Raw genomic sequence first — 18656 nt, forward strand, 5'->3', positions numbered from 1 at the left:
AGCCGGATGGCGGTTCCCGGGCGGCTGTCGGCAGGTCAGGGTGTGGCGTATCAGACCCAGCCCGGCCCTTGGGGAAGGAGCCCATGGTGAGCCCCACCGCGACCGCACAGCGCACCAGCCCACCCGCACTGGCCCAGCTCCAACGCGAGCACGGCAAGGCACTGCACGGGTTCCTGGTCGGTCTGACCCACGGCGATGCACAACGCGCCGAGGACCTCGTCCAAGAGACCCTGCTGAGGGCCTGGCAGCACCCCGAGGCACTGGAGAGCGAGCACGAATCGGTTCGGCCCTGGCTGTTCACCGTGGCCCGGCGCCTGGCCATCGACGCGCTGCGGGCCAGGATGTCCCGGCCCCAGGAAGTCGCGACGGACGTCATGGAGGCGCCCGTCACCCGGCTCTCCCCCGCGGACCCGCTCGCCGGCTCCGTCACCGCTCTCGACGTGCGCCGCGCGGTGCGCTCCCTCGGGCGAGAACACCGGGACGTCCTGGTCCAGGTCTACTTCTGCGATCGTTCGGTGGCCGAGACAGCGCAGGTGCTCGGCATCCCGGCCGGGACCGTCAAGTCCCGTACGTACTACGCCCTTCGGGAGCTACGACGGGGGTTGTCCGGGTACGGGCACGGCTGCTGACCGGATCGGGTCACACAACGGGCCGTAGTGTGCGCCGGGCGCATCGAATCGGCCACCGATGTGTCCAAGTTGGGTAAACCGCACCCGGTCCACGGTCCTGTGCGTGAAGTCTCGTCGCGTACGGCAGGAAAGACTCAGCTGCGGGAGAAGGTGGACCGGGTGCGACCCGAAGGGACGAACGGTATCGGCGGCGGTGGACTCGCCGTGCCCATGGCCTGGCTCTACGCGGAGTACATAGCCGATGAACTGCTGCGGACCGGTCACCTGATCCCCGTGAACAGCCTGGAGTTCCGGGCCGGGCGGGACACCCTCGCGCTGACCGTCTACCTCTCCGACGCGGCCGGTGAGCTGTCCGGCATCCGGGTGGTCTCACAGTTGGACGAGTGGATGTCCCTCACGGCGTACGGCCACCCGTGGCGGGACTTCGTACGAACCCGGCTGCTGGAGCTCACCGAGAACGCGATGGAACGCGGCAGCAGCGACCCCGACCTGGAACTGGCCAGGGCGGCTTGGCGCTGGCTGGACGGTACCGAACTCCTCGCCGCCAATCTGGACGCGTCCCGCTTCGGGCCGGGGGTCGCTGTACCGGACGAGGACTGCCGCGCCTGGGTCCCCGCCTGGCAGTTAGGGCTGCCACTCAGCCATTTGACCATGCACCTGTTCTGAAGTGGCCGGTGAATCAGTGCCGTTCGGTGCGGCCCTCCACCAGCCCGGTGAAATCACGTTCGTTCCGCTCGGCACGGCGCACGTACCATCGGGCCGTCACCACCATCACCGGATACACGGCGAAGCCGAGAGCGCACCAGAGCAGCGGAGCGGGCGGACCGGCAGCGCCGGGCAGGGCGAACAGCAGGGGGACCACCCCGCCAAGCAGTGCGAGCACCGCGAGCACCACAAGGGCGATCCGCAGCTGACTGCGCATCAACGCCCTTACGTAGGTGGCCCCCAAAGTGGTCTGCTCGGTGATCTCGGAGCGTGCCGGGGTGTGCGCCGGCGCCCTGCGGGCAGCCCTCGGCACACCGGTGACGACCTCGCGGCGGGGCGGCTGTGGGGGGACGCCTGACATCGCCGAGGAGTGTACTCGTAGGGTCGCAGAGCTTGCGAGACGCGGTGCACGGCCCCACCGCGTCGTCACAGTGACTACCTGAGGAGTCGGGACAGCCGTCGGTCGGCCAACGGGCGGCCACCGGTCTGGCAGGTGGGACAGTACTGGAGGGAGGAGTCGGCGAAGGAGACGGATCGGATCGTGTCCTCACACACCGGGCAGCGCTCGCCGGCGCGCCCGTGCACCCGCAGGCCAGTCTTCTTCTCCGCCTTGAGCTGGCCGACGGCCAAGCCCCGCGAGCGCTCCACGGCCTCGTGCAGCACACCCTCCATGGCCTCGTACAGTCGGGTGAGTTCCGCTTCATCGAGCCGGTCAGCCAGCTTGAAGGGAGACATCCTGGCCGCGTGCAGGATCTCGTCGCTGTAGGCGTTGCCGATCCCGGCCAGTACCCTCTGGTCCCGCAGGATCCCCTTGATCTGTCTGCGCTCCCCCTTCAGCAGGGCCGCGAACTGGGCCGGCCCGAACCCCGCCGCCAAGGGGTCCGGCCCGAGACCGGCGAGTGCCGGCACGTCCTTGGGGTCACGCACCACGTGGACGGCCAACCGCTTGTGCGTCCCGGCCTCCGTCAGGTCGAATCCGCTCCCGTCCGTGAGGACGACCCGAAGGGCCAAGGGCCCCCGGCCCGGGTGGGGCGGCTGTGCGGGGACCCGCTCCCGCCACCGAAGCCAGCCGGCCCGGGCCAGATGGGTGACCAGCCACAGTTCACCGGCGGGTACCGCCAGGAACTTGCCGTACCGGGCCGTCTCGCCCAGTTGCTGTCCTTCCAAGGCGGTCAGGGGCGGAGCGAAGGTCTTGAGCACGCTGATGGCCACCGGCAGCACACGTTCGACGGTGTGCCCGGTGAGCTGTTGTGCGAGGAAGGCCCGCAGGGCTTCCACCTCCGGCAGTTCCGGCACATCTCCACCCTGCCCGACGCGCGGCCGGCCCGCTCGCCCACGCGGGCCGGATCCCGGACCGACGCCGCCGGCTCAGTCCACGATGAACTCGCACCAGACGCACTTGCCACTGCCCCTCGACTCCACGCCCCAGAGGTCCGCGAGCCGGTCCACCAGCAGCAGGCCACGGCCTGAGACCCCCTGCTCCCCCGCTTCCCGACGCCGCGGGAGGGCACTGGAGCCGTCCTCCACGTCGACGCGCAGTCGCCGTTCGGAGTCGGTGAGCACCCGGATGGTGACGATCGCGGGACCGTCCGTGTGCATCAGTGCGTTGGTGATGAGCTCGTCGGCGACCAGTTCGATCTCGTCGGCGCGTTCCCGCGCGCCCCAGGCCCGCACCGCGGCACGGATCATGTGGCGGGCGTGGGAGAGCGCCTCGGGATCGGACTGGGCCACGTGCTGCTGGAGTCGACCACCGCTGCGGGGCGCGTCACCGATCCGGCGGCGCAACAGCAGCAGCGCCATGTCGTCGTCACCCCCGCGGTCGTCAACGATCTCGCATAGTTGGTCGGCGAGGCTCTGCAGGTCGAAGGGGCCGCTGCGGACGAGCGAGGTGAGGAGTTGGATGCCGTCGTCGAGGTCGGCCCCCGGCTGCTCCACCAGCCCGTCGGTGCACAGCAGCAGCGTCTCACCGGGGTCCAGTTCCACGGTGGTCACGGGATAGGCGAGAGTGCCGAACTCGGCCGACAGGCCCAGCGGCATACCGCCTTCCACCGGAATCCGCTGACAGTCCCCGCTGCGGGAGCGCACCAGGGGGTCGATATGCCCTGCCCGCACCAGTTGCAGGACGCCCGTGGAGAGGTCGATCTCGGCATAGGTGCAGGTGGCGAAGCGGTCGGTGTCCAGCTCGTGCAGGAAAACGGAGGCTCTTGCCATGACGGTGGCCGGGGAGTGCCCTTCGGCCGCGTAGGCGCGCAGCACGATGCGGAGCTGCCCCATGACGGCTGCGGCATGGGTGTCGTGCCCCTGTACGTCACCGATGACGGCGCCGACTCGACCACCGGGCAGTGGAACCACGTCGTACCAGTCGCCGCCGATGTCCCGTCCCATCCGGGCGGAGCGGTACCGCACGGCTACCTGGGCGCCGGGCACGGCGGGGATCCGTCGCGGCAGCATGGCCTGTTGCAGGCCCTCGGCGAGGTCGTGTTCCTGTTCCAGGAGCATCGCCCGCTGAAGGCTTTGAGCAATGCTGCTCCCCAGGGCGACGAGAAGGTTGCGCTCGTCCTGGGTGAACCCGTCCTTGTCCCGGTACAGCAGGCCGATGGCCCCTATAGGCCTGGCCTGGGCGATGAGCGGGAGATAGGCGGCGGCCGAGACCTTCATGTACGAGATCTTCGACCACAGGCCCGGGTAGCCCTCGGCGAACTCCTTCGCGGAGTCGATGAACCGAGGCTGGAGCGACCTCACGACCTCGCTCATCGGATACTGCTCGTTGATGCGGGTGTACCGGGTGCCCGGTACGAAACTGCCCTCCGGCCCTTCGGCGACCAGGTGTATGCGCCCGGCCTCGACCAGGCCCATCACCATGCCCATGGATCCAAGGCGCTCCAGGCCCTGGTCGTCGCTGAGCGCGTCGATGACGTCCCGCACGGTGCGCGCGTGCGCAAGCGCTGCGGTGGTTCCCTCCACCACCGTGGTCTGGCGCCTGCGCTCCTCCTCCAGGCCGAGCCGCTCGGCGGAGTGGCTGAGTTCCTCGGTCGCGTCCCGCACGATGCCGATGATGCGGTACGGGCGGCCCTCGGAGTCGCGCAGCACCCGACCCTGGGTGTGGGTCCAGCGCGGTTGCCCGTCTCGGCACCGGATGCGGAAGTAGGCGCCGTATCTGTCGGTGGCGCTCTTGAGCGCACCGGAGACGAGCCCGTCGAGCCGGACGGCTTCGGCCGGCGGGACGCGCAGGGTCAGGCTCTCCGGACGGTTGTCGAACTCCTCGGGGCTGAGGTCGAAGACATCGAGGGCGGGCGGGTCCATGTGGAGGAGGCCCGTGACCAGGTCCCAGTCGAAGCTACCCATCCGGTTGAGCGCGAGACTTCGGTCCGGATGCGCGGGCCAGTCGTCCGGCAGCGATAGGGCGGTCGACACCGATCCACCATGACACCGTTTGCCGGATTCCTCGACAGGAACCTCACGCCCGCTCCCGGTCCGAGCCGAAGTCGGTGAAGCCGGCGGGTTCCGGCACGGCGTAGGGATCCTGCGTCCCGCCGGGGCCGTAGGGGTCCTCGGGCGCGTAGAACTGGTCGGGGCCGTAGGGGGCGCCGTCACCGTAGGGGTCGACTGCGGAGTTGGGCGCCCATCCGGGCGGCTCCGCCAAGAACTCGCCCGGCGGCGCCACGGGCGCACCGTAGGTGTCCGGGGCGGCGGGGTCGAGCGGGGCAAGCTCGGGGACCTGACCGGCGCCCGCCGGGCACCGAGTGGCCCTGGGGGCGCGGGCCGCGCTCCCGTCGGGTGCCGGAGCTACCGGCACGTCGTTCAGACACGGATCGGGAGCGGCTGCGGCGGCTTCCGGCAGGTCCGTGGGGATCGCGTCGTTGGGGCCGTAGGGAGGCGGGTTGAGCGGCCGTTTGTCCTGGGCGCCGGTATCGCCGACCTTCCGTTCGATCCAGCTGCGGTCGGCGAGGTTGACGATCACCAGCTTGTCGATCAGTCGCGCGGTGGCTTGGACGGCGATGACCTGTTGGGGCTCGTACCCGCTCCACGGCCGGCCGCGGGTTTCGGTGGCGCCCTGCGCCGCTGTGGGCGGGAGCAAGGGGTTGCCAGAGGCGCACCGCAGTCGGGGCAGGCCCCGCTCGTCCACCAGGACGGCGGTGCCCGCTTGGAGGACTGACTGGTAGGCATGGGGTTCGCCGGCCCGGTATCCGTGGTTGGTCACCCGGGTGTCCGCACGCAGTACAACGGGGGTGAGTTTGCGGAGGAAGTCGGCGATGGTGGCTTCGCTGACACCGGAGACCCGCGCGAAGGCACGGGCCCTGCCGGGATCCTCGGTCAGGAGGCGCACCTGTCGTTCGACGTCGCAGGAGCCGGCCGACTGGGTGCCCCCGTAGAGGCCGGGGGTGGAGCCGTTGATGTTCTTGAACCCCTGGGCGGCGGCGCCGGGCGGGCCGGCGGCGGCGGTGGCCGCCTTGGCCGGGGGGCCGGCCAGGGTCGCCGAGGAGGCGGTGAAGGGCTCGGGCCCCTGCTCGGCGACGGGCTGCAGGTAGATCTCTTGACCACCACGGGAGCCGCCGGTACGCACAGCCTCCTGTCGACCGCAGCCGGCGGCGAGTGTCGCCAGGATGCCGAGGGCGGCCACGCCTACCACGGCATGACGACGCGTCGATGCGTACACGTAGATCTCCTGTTCCCTCAGCCCGATGTGCCTCCATCTGTGCCGTAGCTCACGGGGACTCGCAACCGGGAGGCCTGCACGCCGTCACCCGGCAGGCGGCATGTCCAGGGCCGGACTTGAACGCGTTCAAGAGACCCTCTAGGCTCCAGACTGGAGTTGAACACGTTCAACAGAGGGGGCGAATCTTGTGCTGACCATGCTGGTCCAACCGGTGGTGGCCTTGGGCATGCTGTGGGTGGTGCCCTTCGGCCTACGGCTTGCAGGAGCCTCTGGACGCTCCGCACTCGTCCCCGCCGCCAGGGCCTGGCCACTGTGCGCAGCACCGGCGGCGATTGCCCTCTGGCTACCGCGCGGCGCGCTCGCCGCCACGCTCGTGCTCCCGTACGCCGCCGCGGCCTCGGCGCTCGCCGGCTACGCCGCGGTGCACGCGGCCCGGGCTCTGCGCCGTAGCGGCGCCGCGGAGGGACCCGCTCGCGGGACGCTCGGATCGACGACGGCCGCTCTCGTGGCCCTGACGACCGCGCTGTGCTCGCCGGCAGTGGCCGCAGTGGCCCTGGTCGCCGAACGCACCGGACGGGAGTTGTTCGGCTTCGACCTCGACGTCCTCACCCTGACCGTGGCGCACTTCCACTACGCCGGGTTCGCCGCGGCCCTGATCGCCGGGCTGGTCTGTCGGACCGCTCCCGGCCCGCTGGCACGCTTCGCCGCATACAGCGTCCCCACCGGAACCCTCCTGGTCCTCATCGGGTACTTCGTCGGCGACTGGGCGGAGCTCGTCGGCGCCGCGGTGCTGACCGCGGGGATGTGGTCGGTGGCGCTGGTGACCTGGCGCGAACTGCGCGGACGCGGGGAGGAGCGCGCCACCCGGATGCTCCTCACCGTCTCGACCACGGTGCTTGCGGCCACGATGGTGCTGGCGCTCAGCTGGGCGGTCGGCGAAGCCACCGCGATACCTCACCCCAGTGCGGCGTGGATGGCCGCCACCCATGGCCTGGGCAACGCCCTGGGGTTCGCCCTGTGCTCCCTGCTGGCCTGGCGCCGGCTGCACACCTCGGACATACCTGACCGGACCGAGAGCCCCGTCCGGCCGCTCACACCCAAGGAGACCACCACATGATCAAGACTCGGCGCACGCTCAAGGAGCAGCCCACTCCCAACTATCCCGAACGTGGCGCCACCTTGGCCCAGCCACTACCGGCCGGATACAACCACCTGCGCTACCGCACCCGGATCGGTCACGGGCGGGCCGTGTTCGAGGCCGCCGGCGAGGCCGTGACCACGTACCGGATGCACAAGGCGGCCGGCGTACACATGCGTTCCGACCTCGAACGTGCCCAGCCCGGCGTGCGAGTGGACTGCCGGATCGGCTTCGGCCCGATGCGGTTCGCCGGCAGCTGCGAGGTGATCTGGACGGCGTACGAACACGACCTGCTCGGCTTCGCGTACGGCACCCTGGGCCGGCATCCGGAGGCCGGCGAGGAGTCCTTCCTGGTGGAACTGGGCACCGACGGCACGGTCTGGTTCACGGTGACGGCCTTCAGCCGGCCCAACCGCTGGTACACCCGGGCAGCCGGCCCCCTCATCCCCCAGCTCCAGCGCAGCTACGCCTGGAACTGCGGGCGAACACTGCGCAGGCTGACGGCCGGCGTCTGATACTGGAGTCGATGCAGTGGTTCACCGCACCCGAATACTGGCTGGGCCGGCTGGTCTTCCAGCGGGCGCTGGCGGCGGTCTACTTCGTGGCTTTCACCGGCACCGCCCTCCAGTTCCGAGCCCTGATCGGGGAGCGGGGCATGCTCCCGGTACCCCAGTACGTGCGCAGGGTGCCCTTCCGCCTAGCGCCGAGCCTGTTCCAGCTGCGCTACTCCGATGCGCTGTTCGCAGGCTGCGCCTGGAGCGGGGCGGCCCTGTCCGCGGCCGTACTGGCCGGGGCCGCCGACGCCGTGCCACTGCCCGCCGCCATGGCGATGTGGGTGGTGTTGTGGGGCCTCTACCTGTCGATCGTCAACGTGGGGCAGACGTGGTACGCCTTCGGCTGGGAGTCCCTCCTGCTGGAGGCGGGTTTTCTCGCCGTCTTCCTGGGCAACTCGCAGGTGGGACCGCCGCTCCTGGTGATGTGGCTGCTGCGCTGGGTGCTCTTCCGCGTCGAGTTCGGCGCCGGTCTGATCAAGATGCGCGGCGACCCCTGCTGGCGGAAGCTCACCTGCCTGGACTACCACCACGAGACCCAGCCGATGCCCGGACCGCTGAGCTGGTTCTTCCACCACCTGCCGACCCCGCTGCACCGGGTGGAGTGCGCCGCCAACCACCTGGCACAGCTCCTGGTACCCGTACTGCTCTTCACCCCGCAGCCGGTGGCCTCGGTGGCCGCCGGGATCATCGCCGCCACCCAACTGTGGCTGGTGCTCTCCGGCAACTTCTCCTGGCTGAACTGGCTGACCATCGCACTGGCACTGTCCGCGGTCGACTTCAGCGCGGTCGCGGGCACCCGTTCCAGCCCCCCGAGCCCACTCTGGTTCGAGATCACGGTATGCGCCCTGACCGCGGGAGTGCTGTGGCTGAGCTACCGGCCCGCCCGGAACCTGCTCTCGCGTCGGCAGGTGATGAACACCTCCTTCGACGTGCTGCACCTGGTCAACGCGTACGGCGCCTTCGGCTCGGTGAGCCGAGTACGGCTGGAGGTGGCGGTGGAGGGAACCTCGTCGAGGGGACTGGGCCCGGACACGGTGTGGCGCGAGTACGCCTTCAAGGGCAAGCCGGGCGAGCTGGGCCGGCTACCGCGCCAGTTCGCCCCTTACCACCTGCGGTTGGACTGGCTGATGTGGTTCGCCGGCCTCTCCCCCGGCTACGCCCGCCCCTGGTTCGGACCTTTCGTGGAGCGGCTCCTGGAGAACGACCCGGCCACCCTGCGGTTGCTGCGCCACAACCCCTTCCCCGACAGACCGCCGCACCACGTCCGAGCCCGCATCTACCGATACCGCTACACCACCTGGCGCGAGCTACGCCAGTCCGGCCAGTGGTGGCACCGCACCCTGGTGCGGGAGTTCCTGCCGCCCACCCGACTGGAGCGCGGCGACGACGGGGCCTGAGAACGTCCGCCTCCGGGGCGAGGGATGTCCGGTGGCCGACCCGAAGTAGTTCACAGCGCCCTCAGGAACTCCCGCTCCCTCGCCCGGTCGAGGCCGGGCGGACGCTGGTCGGGGCGCTGCGGTGCGGCGCCGCCGATCCCCGTGAGCCACCGCCAGGTGTCGGCGACGGTGTCCTGGACCGGACGGCAACGCAGCCCGTCGGACCGCGCCTTGGTCACGTCACCGCAGTGGAAGTAGTCGTACGACGCGCCCTCGGGCAACCAGATGGGCAGTTCCGTCCACGGTTCGATGCCGGCCTCCGCGAGGGCTTCGGCATCGACCCAGCGCAGCTGCGCACCCGCGCCGGTGACCTCGCGGCAGGCGTCGAGGAGGTCACCCATCGTGGCATGACCCGGCGGGGAGGCGAGATTGTAGGCGCCTGCCCGCCCGTGGAGCAGCGCGTCCAGGGTCCAGATGGCCAGATCTCGCCCATCAATGTACTGAATCGGGAGTTCCGCCGGACCAGGGGCCAGCACCGGGCCGCCTTCGGCCATCCAGGTGAGCCACCACGGGAGGCGCCCGATGTTCTCGTACGGACCGATGATGAGCCCCGCGCGCACCAGCAAGCTGCGCTCGGGGCCGAGGGCCTCCAGGAGTGCGAGCTCACCGCCCCGCTTGGCCTGGGGGTAGTCCACCTCGCCGGCGCCGGAGGAGGCCTCGACCAGTGGGCCGTCTTCGGCCAGTCCCGCGGGCGCGGGGTAGCGGTAGACCGATCGACTGGAGACGTAGGCGTAGTGGCGCACCCGGTCACGAAGCAGACGGGCACTGTCACGCACGGCGCAGGGGGCGCCGGACCATGTGTCCAGGACGAAGTCCCAGGTCCCCGCATCCAGGGCGCAGAGGCCGCCGGGGGCTGTGCGATCGCCGTGCAGGGAACGGGCGCCGGCCGGAGCGGGATGGGTGCCGCGGTGGAACACCGTCACTTCCCACCCGCGGGCCAGGGCTTCCTCGGCGAGGGCCCGACCCACGAACTCCGTCCCGCCCAGAATCAGTATCCTCATGCGGCAACCGTGCACCGGCGGCCTTGCCAGGGGGAACTACTGATCGCCGAAAGCGGAAAGCCCATCCGCCGGCGCAGCCCGGAGGGAACGGCGAGGCCCCCTGCGAACCAAGGGATCACAGGGGGTGCGTACGTGCGCGTCTCGCATCAGTCGATCGAAGGCAAGATGTGCGGCTCCGCCAGATCATCCTCATAGCCGGCCAAGCGGATCGGCGCCGAGCGGGCCCAGACTTCCAGGCTGCCCAGCTCGTCCGAGCGCCGACTGCGCTCGGTCCGCTCCCGCGGGCCCTCATCAATGGCTGTCAACTCAGGTGTCACCACGCACTCCTTTGCGTCGCGTCACCGGCGGTCAATCGGCTCACGGGCCTCGGCTGGCTCCGGGACCGACCGTCGGTACAGAGGATAGGAATTTCCGGTCGGGGTGGCGCCGTCGCACATCGGTACGGAGTAACCCTTGTGGGGCCGTCCGTGTCGATCAGAGTACACATATGAGCACCATCCCGCTCGATGGGTGTTGGATTCCGGCCTGTTCACTCATCGTCGCTCTTCGTTAATAGCGTGGCCCAGGCAACTGTTCATCCACTCGTGGTCTGCTCAGCCCGAAGTCCAGAGCGGGAGGAGTCAGGACGTGACCAGGCAGGGAACAGAAGCCGATTACACCGACCACGGGGCACACGCACCCCGAGACATGGCCGCGACGGAGCATCTCAACCACGCCGAGCGGGCCATCCCCACCATCACCGACGTCGACGAACTCATGGACCTGCTGCTTGCCTGCCGGGGCGCCTGGGGCACCCCGGACCACGGCGGCGACCCGGTTGACCTCCACGACCACGCGTTGCAGACCGCGGCGCTGTTGCGTCGATCGCACCCCGCCGACAAGGAACTGCAGATCGCCGGGCTCCTCCACGACCTCGGGCACCTGCTGCGCCCCGGTGACGACGCGGGCCACGGGGACCTCGCGGCCAGGGTGCTCGCCCCCCTGCTCGGCGCCCGAGTGGCCCGCCTGGTGCAGTTGCACGTACCGGCGAAACGCTATCTGGCCGCGGTGGAGCCCGCCCACACGCTGTCGCCTCAGAGCGCGCGGACCCTGCTGGACCAAGGCGGCGCGATGAGCCGCTCGGAAGCGGCCCGGTTCGCCGCCGACCCGGAGGCGGGAGCCGCCTTGATCCTGCGCCAGGCCGACGACGCCGGCAAGGTCATCGGGCTGAACGCCGGGGAGATGGAGGACTGGCGGCCCGTGCTGGAGCTGGTGGCGGGCCGCCGATCCCGAAGTCGATGAAGCCTGCGGCTCACCAGTTGGCGGGTGCGTAGTCCTTCAGGAAGCAGCCGTACAGATCCTCGCCCGCTTCCCCACGCACGATCGGGTCGTAGACCCGTGCGGCGCCGTCCACCAGGTCGAGCGGGGCGTGGAAGCCCTCCTCGGCGAGCCGGATCTTGTCCGGGTGTGGGCGCTCGTCGGTGATCCACCCGGTGTCGACCGCGGTCATCAGGATCTGGTCCTTCTGGAACATCTCCTGTGCGCTGGTGCGGGTGAGCATGTTCAGTGCGGCCTTGGCCATGTTGGTGTGCGGGTGGCCAGCGCCCTTGTACCCGCGGCTGAAGACGCCCTCCATCGCCGAGACGTTGACCACGTACTTGCGGTCCGCCTCGGCAGCCGCCATGGCCGACCGCAACTTGCTGATCAGGATGAACGGCGCGGTGGAGTTGCACAGCTGCACCTCAAGCAGCTCCACCGGGTCCACCTCGGAAACGGTCTGGATCCAGGTGTTGGTCTCGTGCAGGTCGGGCACCAAGCCGCCGGCGTCGATCGCCACGCCCGCCGCGATGCGCTCCAGCGAGGCCGAACCGGAGACCAGAGCCAGCTCCGCGACCTCCTGGGCGCTCAGGCCGCCGCTGCGCGCGGCGGGCAGAGCCGCCACCCGGTCGACGGTGCCACTGCCGAAGGTACCGATGACCTCCGATGCGGGAAGCTCCCCGGTGGGCAGCGGGGCCCCCTCGGCGGCCACGAGCTCGCTGTACGCCTGCGGGGAGCGGCGCACCGTCTGCGCCGCGTTGTTGATCAGGATGTCCAGCGGGCCCTCCGCGGCGACCGAGTCGGCCAGCGCAACGACCTGAGCCGGGTCCCGCAGATCGATGCCGACGATCTTGAGGCGGTGCAGCCACTCGTGGCTGTCCGGCATCGCCTTGAACCGACGGACCGCATCACGGGGAAAGCGCGTGGTGATGGTCGTGTGCGCGCCGTCGCGCAGCAGCCGCAGGCCGATGTACATGCCGATCTTCGCCCGACCGCCGGTGAGCAGGGCACGCCGACCGCTCAGATCCGTACGGGCGTCGCGACGCGCCCGGTTGAAGGCCGCGCAGTCCTGACACAGCTGGTGGTAGAAGGCATCCACCTCGACATAGCGGGTCTTGCACACATAGCAGGAACGAGGGCGCTGCAGTATGCCCGCGATCGGACCCTTGACTGCGGACGTCAGGGCGTTGCCCTGGGTCTCGTCGTCGATCCGCTCCGCGGAGCCGGTGGCGGTGGCCTCGGTGACGGCCTTGTCGTTGGCGGTCTTGGCGGCCCGCCGCTCCTGGCGACGGCGCTGTTTCACGGTCCGGTAGATGCCGGCCGTGGCGCGCCGCACGGTGATCGCGTCGGGGTGGTCGACATCGAGCGAGTCGAGCTCCGCGAGCACGCCGAGGCAGACGGCCAGACGCTGCGGGTCGATCCCCGGCCCAAACACCTGGTTGTCCTCTGTCACCGTCATCGCCGCTGCCGTTCCTCCGCTACCGCGTGCGCGTGGCCGCACGCTCCCAAAAGGGAAACTTTACGGAGCGGGTGGCTCAGGCTCCAAACCCGCGTACGCTGCGTCACCGGGCGGACGTGCCGCGTAGGCCGTCGCGTCCTGCGCGACCACGCCAGCCGGCATGATCGAAGTTGCACCGCAAGGTGGCGGGCCACCCTCGTACAGCGCTTACTCGGGCGATCCGGCGACGCGGCGAGGTGTCGTAGCCCTCGTCGTGCGCCCGCCGGGAACTTCCGGGCAGCCCCTAGGGCCTCTCCCGGCGGGGAGCGCAGGCACGCAGGGCCCGGTCGTACGACCAGCGGGGGACGCCCCGGGGGAATACGTCACCCTTAGCCCGTTTCCGCAGTTGAACGTACTGCGGAGGCAGTACCGGGGATTCCCCTCTCAAGAATGACGCGCACCGCCTTCGGCGGAGGGATTCTTGAAGGTATGAGTGCCCTCGCCCTGGCGGTGCTGCTCTCCTTGGTGTCCGCGGTGGCCTATGCCGCCGCGGCGATCCTCCAGGAGCACGTGGCCGCCACCACCCCGAACCGGCCGTACGCCCCGATGCGCAAGGCCTTGTGGTGGGTGGCCGTCACCCTCAACGGGGTGGGCGCGCTGCTCCACGTCGCCGCGCTCGCCTGGGGACCGCTGAGCGTGGTGCAGCCGCTCGGGGCACTGACCATCGTCTTCGCGCTGCCGATGGCCGCCCTTTTCGTGGGGCGCCGTGCCGGACGAGCAGCTTGGCGCGGGGCGGTCATGACGGCCGTGGGCCTCGCGGGGCTGCTGGCGCTGACGGGCAGCGGCGAGGCGCACAACCTGATCGGTACGCAACGCGCGGTCACCGCCGCGGTGAGCATGGGCCTGGTCGGACTGCTCTTCCTGGTGGCCCAGCGGGTGCACCGGGCGATGATCCGCAGCCTGCTGCTCGCCACCGGCGCCGGTGTCGCCTTCGGCATGGCCTCCGTGTTCACCAAGTCCGTCGCCGATGCCTGGACCGCCCGCTCACCGTTGGCGGAAGCTCCCACCATGGCCGTGATCGGGATTCTGGCGGTCACGGGCCTGCTGCTGTCCCAGGCCTCGTACCGGGGTGCCGGCCTGGCCGCCCCGCTGGCCACCTTGACCGTGGTCAACCCGGTCGTCGCCGCAGCCGTCGGCCTCACCCTCTTCGGGGAGACCTTCCGATACGGCCCGGCCGGCATGGCAACCGCGCTGGCCTGCGGCGCGCTTGCCGCGAGTGGGCTGGTGCTGCTCACCGTGGAACGGGTCGCCGCCACCGGCCGCACCGCTACGGCGGGCGCCCCGAGGGTCGGCCGAGCGGCGCCGGCGCCAGCCCGATCAGATCGAGACGCCACGTTCCCTGAGGTAGGCCAGGGGATCGATGTCCGATCCGTAGCCCGGTCCCGTGCGCATCTCGAAATGCAGGTGCGGGCCCGTGCTGTTGCCGGTGGAGCCGGACCGGCCGATACGCTGACCGGGGTTGACGCGCTGTCCTTCACGGACACCGAGCGCGGAGAGGTGGGCGTACTGGGAGTACCGCCCGTCGGCGTGTCGGATGACGATCTGGTATCCGTAGCTTCCCGCCCACCCCGCCGAGACGACCTGCCCGGTCGCGACGGCCTTGACCGTGGTGCCCGTCGGAACCAGGAAGTCGACGCCCGTGTGGTAGCCGCTGGCCCACGACGTCCCCGACGCCCGGTACGGCGTTCCGATTCCGCCGGCGACCGGGGTGGAGAATCCGTGCTGCCGAGCACCCGCACCCGTTGAGGGCTTGGTGGTCGCCGGCTTGGATCGGGCCGCAGGCTTGGTCGCGGGGCGCGCTTTGGACACCGGCTTGGTGGCGCCGGGATCGGCGGGAGCGGGCCGAACGCCCTGCGGCGCCTCCGCCCTGCCCTGAGCCCGCAAGGTGAGGCGCTGGCCCGGATGGATCATGTTCGGGTTGCTACCGACCACCTGCCGGTTGGCGCGGTACAGGGCCTGCCAGCCGCCACGCACATCCCGTTGGTCGGCGATGGCCGACAGCGAGTCACCGGGAACCACCGTGTAGCGGTCCGAGGTCTTGGAGGTCAGTGGCCTGGTGCCGGCGGCAGATGCCTGGGCCGGGGCGCTGCGGGGGGCCACCGCCTGGCGGGCCGCTGGCGCCGGGGTCCTCGTGGCGCCCGGGTCGACGTCGCCCCCCGCGCCACCGCGGCCGAGTCCGGCCCGCACGGAGCAGACCGGCCAGGCTCCCGGACCCTGGACTTCCAACACCTTCTCGGCGATGGCGATCTGCTGGTCCTTGGAGGCGAGGTCGGCGCGACTGGCGTGGACCGTACCGCCGAACTCGCGCCAGGTGGCGCGGCTGAACTGCAGTCCACCGTAGTAGCCGTTGCCGGTGTTGATGTGCCAGTTGTTGCTCGACTCGCAGGCCGCGACCTTGTTCCAGACGTCCACGGAGGCCGCGTGAGCCGAGCCGGCGCCTATCAGCGGGAGGACCATCCCGGCGCCGCCTGCGGTGACCGTGAGGGAAGCACGGTTGATCGTGCTGGGCTGATAGCGGCGATGCCGACCCCGAACGGCCATGAACGTCCTCCAAGACATCAGGGAACGCAAAACTAGAGGCTTCGTTCCACCCGTGACAAGGACTTGCGCACAATCCAATTACCTGTCGGATGACGGATGTTGCCTCGGCGGTGGACGTGCATCACTGGTTCCGGCCACCGCTGCCTGTAGCGTCGGCTCACCTCCGCAAACCGAGAACCTCAGGAGCACAGGGATGACGAGCACGGCTCAGATCGGCGTCACCGGACTCGCGGTGATGGGGAGTAACCTCGCCCGCAACTTCGCCCGCAACGGCTTCACCGTGGCCGTCCACAACCGCACGGCGGCGAAGACCCGCGCCCTGGTGGAGGAGTTCGGCGAGGAGGGGAGCTTCATTGCGGCGGAGTCCGCCAAGGACTTCGTGGCTGCCCTGGAGCGCCCCCGACGACTGGTGATCATGGTCAAGGCAGGTGAGGCCACCGACGCCGTCATCGAGGAGTTCGCACCCCTGCTGGAAGAGGGTGACGTCATCATCGACGGCGGCAACGCACACTTCGAGGACACTCGACGACGGGAGCAGGACCTGCGCCAGCAGGGAATCCACTTCGTCGGAGTGGGCATCTCCGGCGGCGAGGAAGGCGCCCTCAACGGTCCCAGCATCATGCCGGGCGGCTCGACGGAGTCCTACCAGTCACTCGGCCCGCTCCTGGAACGGATCGCGGCCAAGGCGGCGGACGGCACGCCCTGTACCACCCACATCGGGCCCGACGGAGCGGGCCACTTCGTGAAGATGGTGCACAACGGCATCGAATACGCCGACATGCAACTGATCGCCGAGGCATACCACCTGCTGCGCACGGTCGCCGGCTACTCCCCCGCGAAGATCGCCGAGACCTTCCGTACCTGGAACACCGGGCGCCTGGACTCGTACCTGATCGAAATCACCGCCGAGGTCCTCGCCCACGTCGACGCGGAAACCGGCAAGCCGTTCGTGGACGTCGTGGCCGACCGCGCGGAACAGAAGGGAACCGGCCGCTGGACCGTCCAGATCGCCCTCGACCTCGGGGTGCCGGTATCCGGCATCGCCGAAGCGGTCTTCGCACGCTCCGTCTCCGGCCACACCGAACTGCGCGAAGCCTCCCGTTCGCTGGCCGGCCCACAGGCGAGGGCCCTGGAAGGCGAGGCCGCCGAACGCTTCGCCACACAGGTGGAGCAGGCCCTGTACGCATCGAAGATCGTGTCGTACACCCAGGGGTTCCACCAGATTCAGGCGGGCAGCGAAGCCTACGGCTGGGACGTCGACCCGGGTGCGGTCGCCGCCATCTGGCGCGGTGGCTGCATCATCCGTGCCGCATTCCTGGACCGCATCCGCGCCGCCTACGACGCTCGACCGGACCTGCCCAGCCTGCTCTCGGACCCGGCCTTCGCCGAAGAGATCACCGCGGCGCAGGACGACTGGCGCGCCGTGGTCATCACCGCAGCGGGTCAGGGCATCCCGGTGCCGGGTTTCGGCGCCTCCCTGGCGTACTACGACGCGCTGCGCGCCCAACGACTGCCGGCCGCGCTGACCCAGGGCCAGCGCGACTTCTTCGGTGCGCACACCTACCTGCGCACCGACCGGCCGGGCTCGTACCACACCCTGTGGGGCCAGGACCGTTCCGAGGTGCGCACCGACTCCTGAGCCGGCTGCCCGAGGCCGGGCGGCGCCGGACACCGTGAGCCCTCGCACCGCATCGGCCTCCGGGCCCTCCCCCCTCTGACAGTCAGCCGATGGGACCCGGCTGCGGGACGGGGTCAGGACCCGGAGGCCGCGGGACCGGGTCTGGTTCCGGCACCGGCGAGGGAACCGGAGGCACCGGGTCGGGGAAGGGCCCGGGCGAGGGGACGGGCTGGGGTTCGGGTGGGGGCGGTTGGGTCTGCTCCGCTCGGCGTTCCATGAGGCGATCCATGAGACGTTCCATCCCTCCACTGTCCCACCCGTACCGTCCGGGGCGCCCACCGAGCGGCGCGCCCGGAGCTCTGTCGGGCCGCACGCCGCGGCGCCCGGAGCGCCGATCGAAGATCACCCGACCCATGTCGGCCTCACTCTGGCGACGCGCGCGAGGGGGCGGGCCCCGACCTACCCGGCCGGTACGGCCTGCGGGCTGCGCTCGGCGTCCGTCCCCGGAACGGGCGCGGAGGGGTCCGCACCGAGCTCGACGATCCGGTTGGAAGCGTCAACGTGGACCACGCGCGGGCGCAGCGCCCGGGCCTCGGAGTCCTCGACCTGCGCGTAACTGATGAGGATCACCAGGTCACCGGGGTGCACCAGATGCGCTGCGGCCCCGTTGATCCCGATCACACCGGAGCCGCGTTCGCCCTCGATGACATAGGTCTCCAGCCGGGCGCCGTTGTCGATGTCGACGATGTGTACGAGCTCACCCGGCAGCAGGTCCGCCGCCTCCATCAGGTCGGCGTCGACGGTGACGGATCCCACGTAGTGCAGGTCCGCCTGGGTGACCGTGGCCCGGTGGATCTTGGACTTGAACATGGTGCGAAGCATGAAGAAACTCCCGAAATGTCTGCTCCCTGCCTGCGTCACACAGGTCAAGGGCGGTCTCTGGAGCGTACAACGATTCGCATATTCAGTCAGCACTCCGCAGCTCTTCCAGGACTCGCGCTGATCGATCGCCGACCTTTCCACCATGCCGTCAGATTGGTGCGGAAGCCGTCGGCCTCCGCGGTTCGGGGGACTGGGTGCGAGGCAGAGCTGGCCACACCTTCAGGGCTGCCGCCAGCGGTCAGGGCTGGTTCAAGGTCTTGGTGATCACGTGGAAGCGCTGATCACGGCGGGGTGACAATCCGGCGAGGTATCGCCACGGACACAAGGAAGCTCCGGTTGACGGGGCGACCTCTCAAGTCGCCCTGTACACGCGGAGCTTCGATGTGCCGTCAGTCCACCACGCGTCAACACCGTGAAGCCCCCCGCAGCTGGACGGCCGGCTGCGGACGCCGCCCGACCCGCGCAAACGCCGTGGACGCCGTCATCCGCCGGTGTAGGTGCTGCTGACCTCTGCCCGCGCGGTGCCTACAGGAGCCCGTTCCCACCTCGTGATCGGCCGGTGGGCCCGCAACGCGCCTCGGGACACCCTCGCCCGGCTAGAAGCCGCCCCGGGGCAGGTAAGGATGCACGCCGGCGTCGACTCGGCCCTGCCGCACCCACCTCCGGATGGTCTCAGTGGTGCCGATGCCGAGTTCCTGCGC

The 18656-nt window shown here is 70.3% G+C and carries 16 protein-coding genes and 1 pseudogene; 8 read left to right on the forward strand and 9 right to left on the reverse strand.

Translation table 11 applies throughout. From position 1 onward, the window contains the following. Window positions 1-83: 83 nt before the first annotated feature. Together ACFYMC_RS21980 and ACFYMC_RS21985 are read left to right on the forward strand one after the other, a co-directional pair. Window positions 84-629, forward strand: coding sequence for a sigma-70 family RNA polymerase sigma factor (locus tag ACFYMC_RS21980; protein ID WP_388527949.1), 546 nt, complete (start codon window positions 84-86; stop codon window positions 627-629). A gap of 210 nt (window positions 630-839) precedes the next feature. After that, window positions 840-1295: a hypothetical protein gene (locus ACFYMC_RS21985; protein WP_388528035.1), complete on the forward strand. Its 456-nt coding sequence runs from the start codon at window positions 840-842 to the stop codon at window positions 1293-1295. A gap of 13 nt (window positions 1296-1308) precedes the next feature. Here the strand turns inward: ACFYMC_RS21985 and ACFYMC_RS21990 are convergent, their stop codons facing one another. From ACFYMC_RS21990 to ACFYMC_RS22005, 4 genes are all read right to left on the reverse strand, one after another. Beyond that, window positions 1309-1695, reverse strand: coding sequence for a hypothetical protein (locus ACFYMC_RS21990; RefSeq protein ID WP_388527951.1), 387 nt, complete (start codon window positions 1693-1695; stop codon window positions 1309-1311). A gap of 74 nt (window positions 1696-1769) precedes the next feature. Then, entirely contained in the window at window positions 1770-2630 is an 861-nt protein-coding gene (locus tag ACFYMC_RS21995; RefSeq protein WP_388527954.1) for an Fpg/Nei family DNA glycosylase, read from the reverse strand. Window positions 2631-2702: 72 nt separating this feature from the next. Then, entirely contained in the window at window positions 2703-4748 is a 2046-nt protein-coding gene (locus ACFYMC_RS22000) for a SpoIIE family protein phosphatase (RefSeq protein ID WP_388527957.1), read from the reverse strand. 43 nt (window positions 4749-4791) lie between these two features. Further along, window positions 4792-5991 carry a DUF6777 domain-containing protein gene (locus tag ACFYMC_RS22005; RefSeq protein ID WP_388527960.1) on the reverse strand — a complete coding sequence of 400 codons (1200 nt, stop codon included), beginning with the start codon at window positions 5989-5991 and terminating at the stop codon, window positions 4792-4794. A gap of 190 nt (window positions 5992-6181) precedes the next feature. Here ACFYMC_RS22005 and ACFYMC_RS22010 point away from each other — a divergent pair, with 190 nt between their 5' ends. From ACFYMC_RS22010 to ACFYMC_RS22020, 3 genes are read left to right on the forward strand one after another with little or no spacing between them, the layout of a single operon-like run. Further along, window positions 6182-7108, forward strand: a complete 927-nt coding sequence (locus ACFYMC_RS22010) for a YndJ family protein (RefSeq protein WP_388528038.1) — start codon at window positions 6182-6184, stop codon at window positions 7106-7108. Beyond that, on the forward strand, window positions 7105-7644 hold the full coding sequence (locus ACFYMC_RS22015; protein ID WP_388527963.1) for a DUF1990 family protein: 540 nt from the start codon (window positions 7105-7107) through the stop codon (window positions 7642-7644). The genes ACFYMC_RS22010 and ACFYMC_RS22015 overlap by 4 nt, the downstream gene beginning before the upstream one ends. A gap of 11 nt (window positions 7645-7655) precedes the next feature. Then, window positions 7656-9080, forward strand: coding sequence for a lipase maturation factor family protein (locus ACFYMC_RS22020; RefSeq protein ID WP_388527966.1), 1425 nt, complete (start codon window positions 7656-7658; stop codon window positions 9078-9080). A 50-nt stretch (window positions 9081-9130) separates the two neighbouring features. On the opposite strand, the gene ACFYMC_RS22025 is transcribed toward ACFYMC_RS22020, so the two are convergent. Then, the gene (locus ACFYMC_RS22025; protein WP_388527969.1) at window positions 9131-10120 is read right to left on the reverse strand and encodes an NAD-dependent epimerase/dehydratase family protein; all 990 of its coding nucleotides are present in this window, start codon (window positions 10118-10120) and stop codon (window positions 9131-9133) included. Between the two features lie 146 nt (window positions 10121-10266). Continuing rightward, window positions 10267-10437 (reverse strand): hypothetical protein, encoded by a 171-nt coding sequence (locus ACFYMC_RS22030; RefSeq protein ID WP_388527972.1) that lies wholly within the window; start codon window positions 10435-10437, stop codon window positions 10267-10269. A 370-nt stretch (window positions 10438-10807) separates the two neighbouring features. Between ACFYMC_RS22030 and ACFYMC_RS22035 the strand changes: the two genes are divergently transcribed. Next, window positions 10808-11401: an inositol oxygenase family protein gene (locus ACFYMC_RS22035; RefSeq protein WP_388528041.1), complete on the forward strand. Its 594-nt coding sequence runs from the start codon at window positions 10808-10810 to the stop codon at window positions 11399-11401. A 10-nt stretch (window positions 11402-11411) separates the two neighbouring features. Here the strand turns inward: ACFYMC_RS22035 and ACFYMC_RS22040 are convergent, their stop codons facing one another. Beyond that, window positions 11412-12875, reverse strand: a complete 1464-nt coding sequence (locus ACFYMC_RS22040; protein ID WP_388527974.1) for an SDR family NAD(P)-dependent oxidoreductase — start codon at window positions 12873-12875, stop codon at window positions 11412-11414. Between the two features lie 468 nt (window positions 12876-13343). On the opposite strand from ACFYMC_RS22040, the pseudogene ACFYMC_RS22045 reads away from it, so the two are divergent. Continuing rightward, window positions 13344-14178, forward strand: a pseudogene (locus ACFYMC_RS22045) (DMT family transporter); the annotation flags it as partial. Window positions 14179-14231: 53 nt separating this feature from the next. Here the strand turns inward: ACFYMC_RS22045 and ACFYMC_RS22050 are convergent. Beyond that, entirely contained in the window at window positions 14232-15455 is a 1224-nt protein-coding gene (locus tag ACFYMC_RS22050; RefSeq protein ID WP_388527977.1) for a peptidoglycan DD-metalloendopeptidase family protein, read from the reverse strand. A gap of 193 nt (window positions 15456-15648) precedes the next feature. On the opposite strand from ACFYMC_RS22050, the gene gndA reads away from it, so the two are divergent. Then, entirely contained in the window at window positions 15649-17094 is a 1446-nt protein-coding gene (gene gndA, locus ACFYMC_RS22055) for an NADP-dependent phosphogluconate dehydrogenase (protein ID WP_388527980.1), read from the forward strand. A gap of 438 nt (window positions 17095-17532) precedes the next feature. Here gndA and panD read toward each other — a convergent pair whose 3' ends face one another. Beyond that, complete coding sequence (gene panD / locus ACFYMC_RS22060) at window positions 17533-17955, reverse strand: aspartate 1-decarboxylase (RefSeq protein WP_388527983.1); 423 nt, start codon at window positions 17953-17955, stop codon at window positions 17533-17535. Window positions 17956-18656: the final 701 nt, after the last annotated feature.

Origin of the sequence: Streptomyces sp. NPDC006879 (assembly GCF_042869595.1) — a bacterium.
Taxonomy (GTDB): domain Bacteria; phylum Actinomycetota; class Actinomycetes; order Streptomycetales; family Streptomycetaceae; genus Streptomyces.

Excerpts from the sequence above, each read along its gene's own strand:
- ACFYMC_RS21980 (WP_388527949.1), top strand. The coding sequence starts at position 84 with ATGGTGAGCCCCACCGCGACCGCACAGCGCACCAGCCCACCCGCACTG.
- ACFYMC_RS21985 (WP_388528035.1), top strand. The coding sequence starts at position 840 with ATGGCCTGGCTCTACGCGGAGTACATAGCCGATGAACTGCTGCGGACC.
- ACFYMC_RS21990 (WP_388527951.1), bottom strand. The coding sequence starts at position 1,695 with ATGTCAGGCGTCCCCCCACAGCCGCCCCGCCGCGAGGTCGTCACCGGT.
- ACFYMC_RS22015 (WP_388527963.1), top strand. The coding sequence starts at position 7,105 with ATGATCAAGACTCGGCGCACGCTCAAGGAGCAGCCCACTCCCAACTAT.
- ACFYMC_RS22020 (WP_388527966.1), top strand. The coding sequence starts at position 7,656 with ATGCAGTGGTTCACCGCACCCGAATACTGGCTGGGCCGGCTGGTCTTC.
- ACFYMC_RS22025 (WP_388527969.1), bottom strand. The coding sequence starts at position 10,120 with ATGAGGATACTGATTCTGGGCGGGACGGAGTTCGTGGGTCGGGCCCTC.
- ACFYMC_RS22035 (WP_388528041.1), top strand. The coding sequence starts at position 10,808 with ATGGCCGCGACGGAGCATCTCAACCACGCCGAGCGGGCCATCCCCACC.
- ACFYMC_RS22040 (WP_388527974.1), bottom strand. The coding sequence starts at position 12,875 with ATGACGGTGACAGAGGACAACCAGGTGTTTGGGCCGGGGATCGACCCG.
- ACFYMC_RS22050 (WP_388527977.1), bottom strand. The coding sequence starts at position 15,455 with ATGGCCGTTCGGGGTCGGCATCGCCGCTATCAGCCCAGCACGATCAAC.
- gndA (WP_388527980.1), top strand. The coding sequence starts at position 15,649 with ATGACGAGCACGGCTCAGATCGGCGTCACCGGACTCGCGGTGATGGGG.
- panD (WP_388527983.1), bottom strand. The coding sequence starts at position 17,955 with ATGCTTCGCACCATGTTCAAGTCCAAGATCCACCGGGCCACGGTCACC.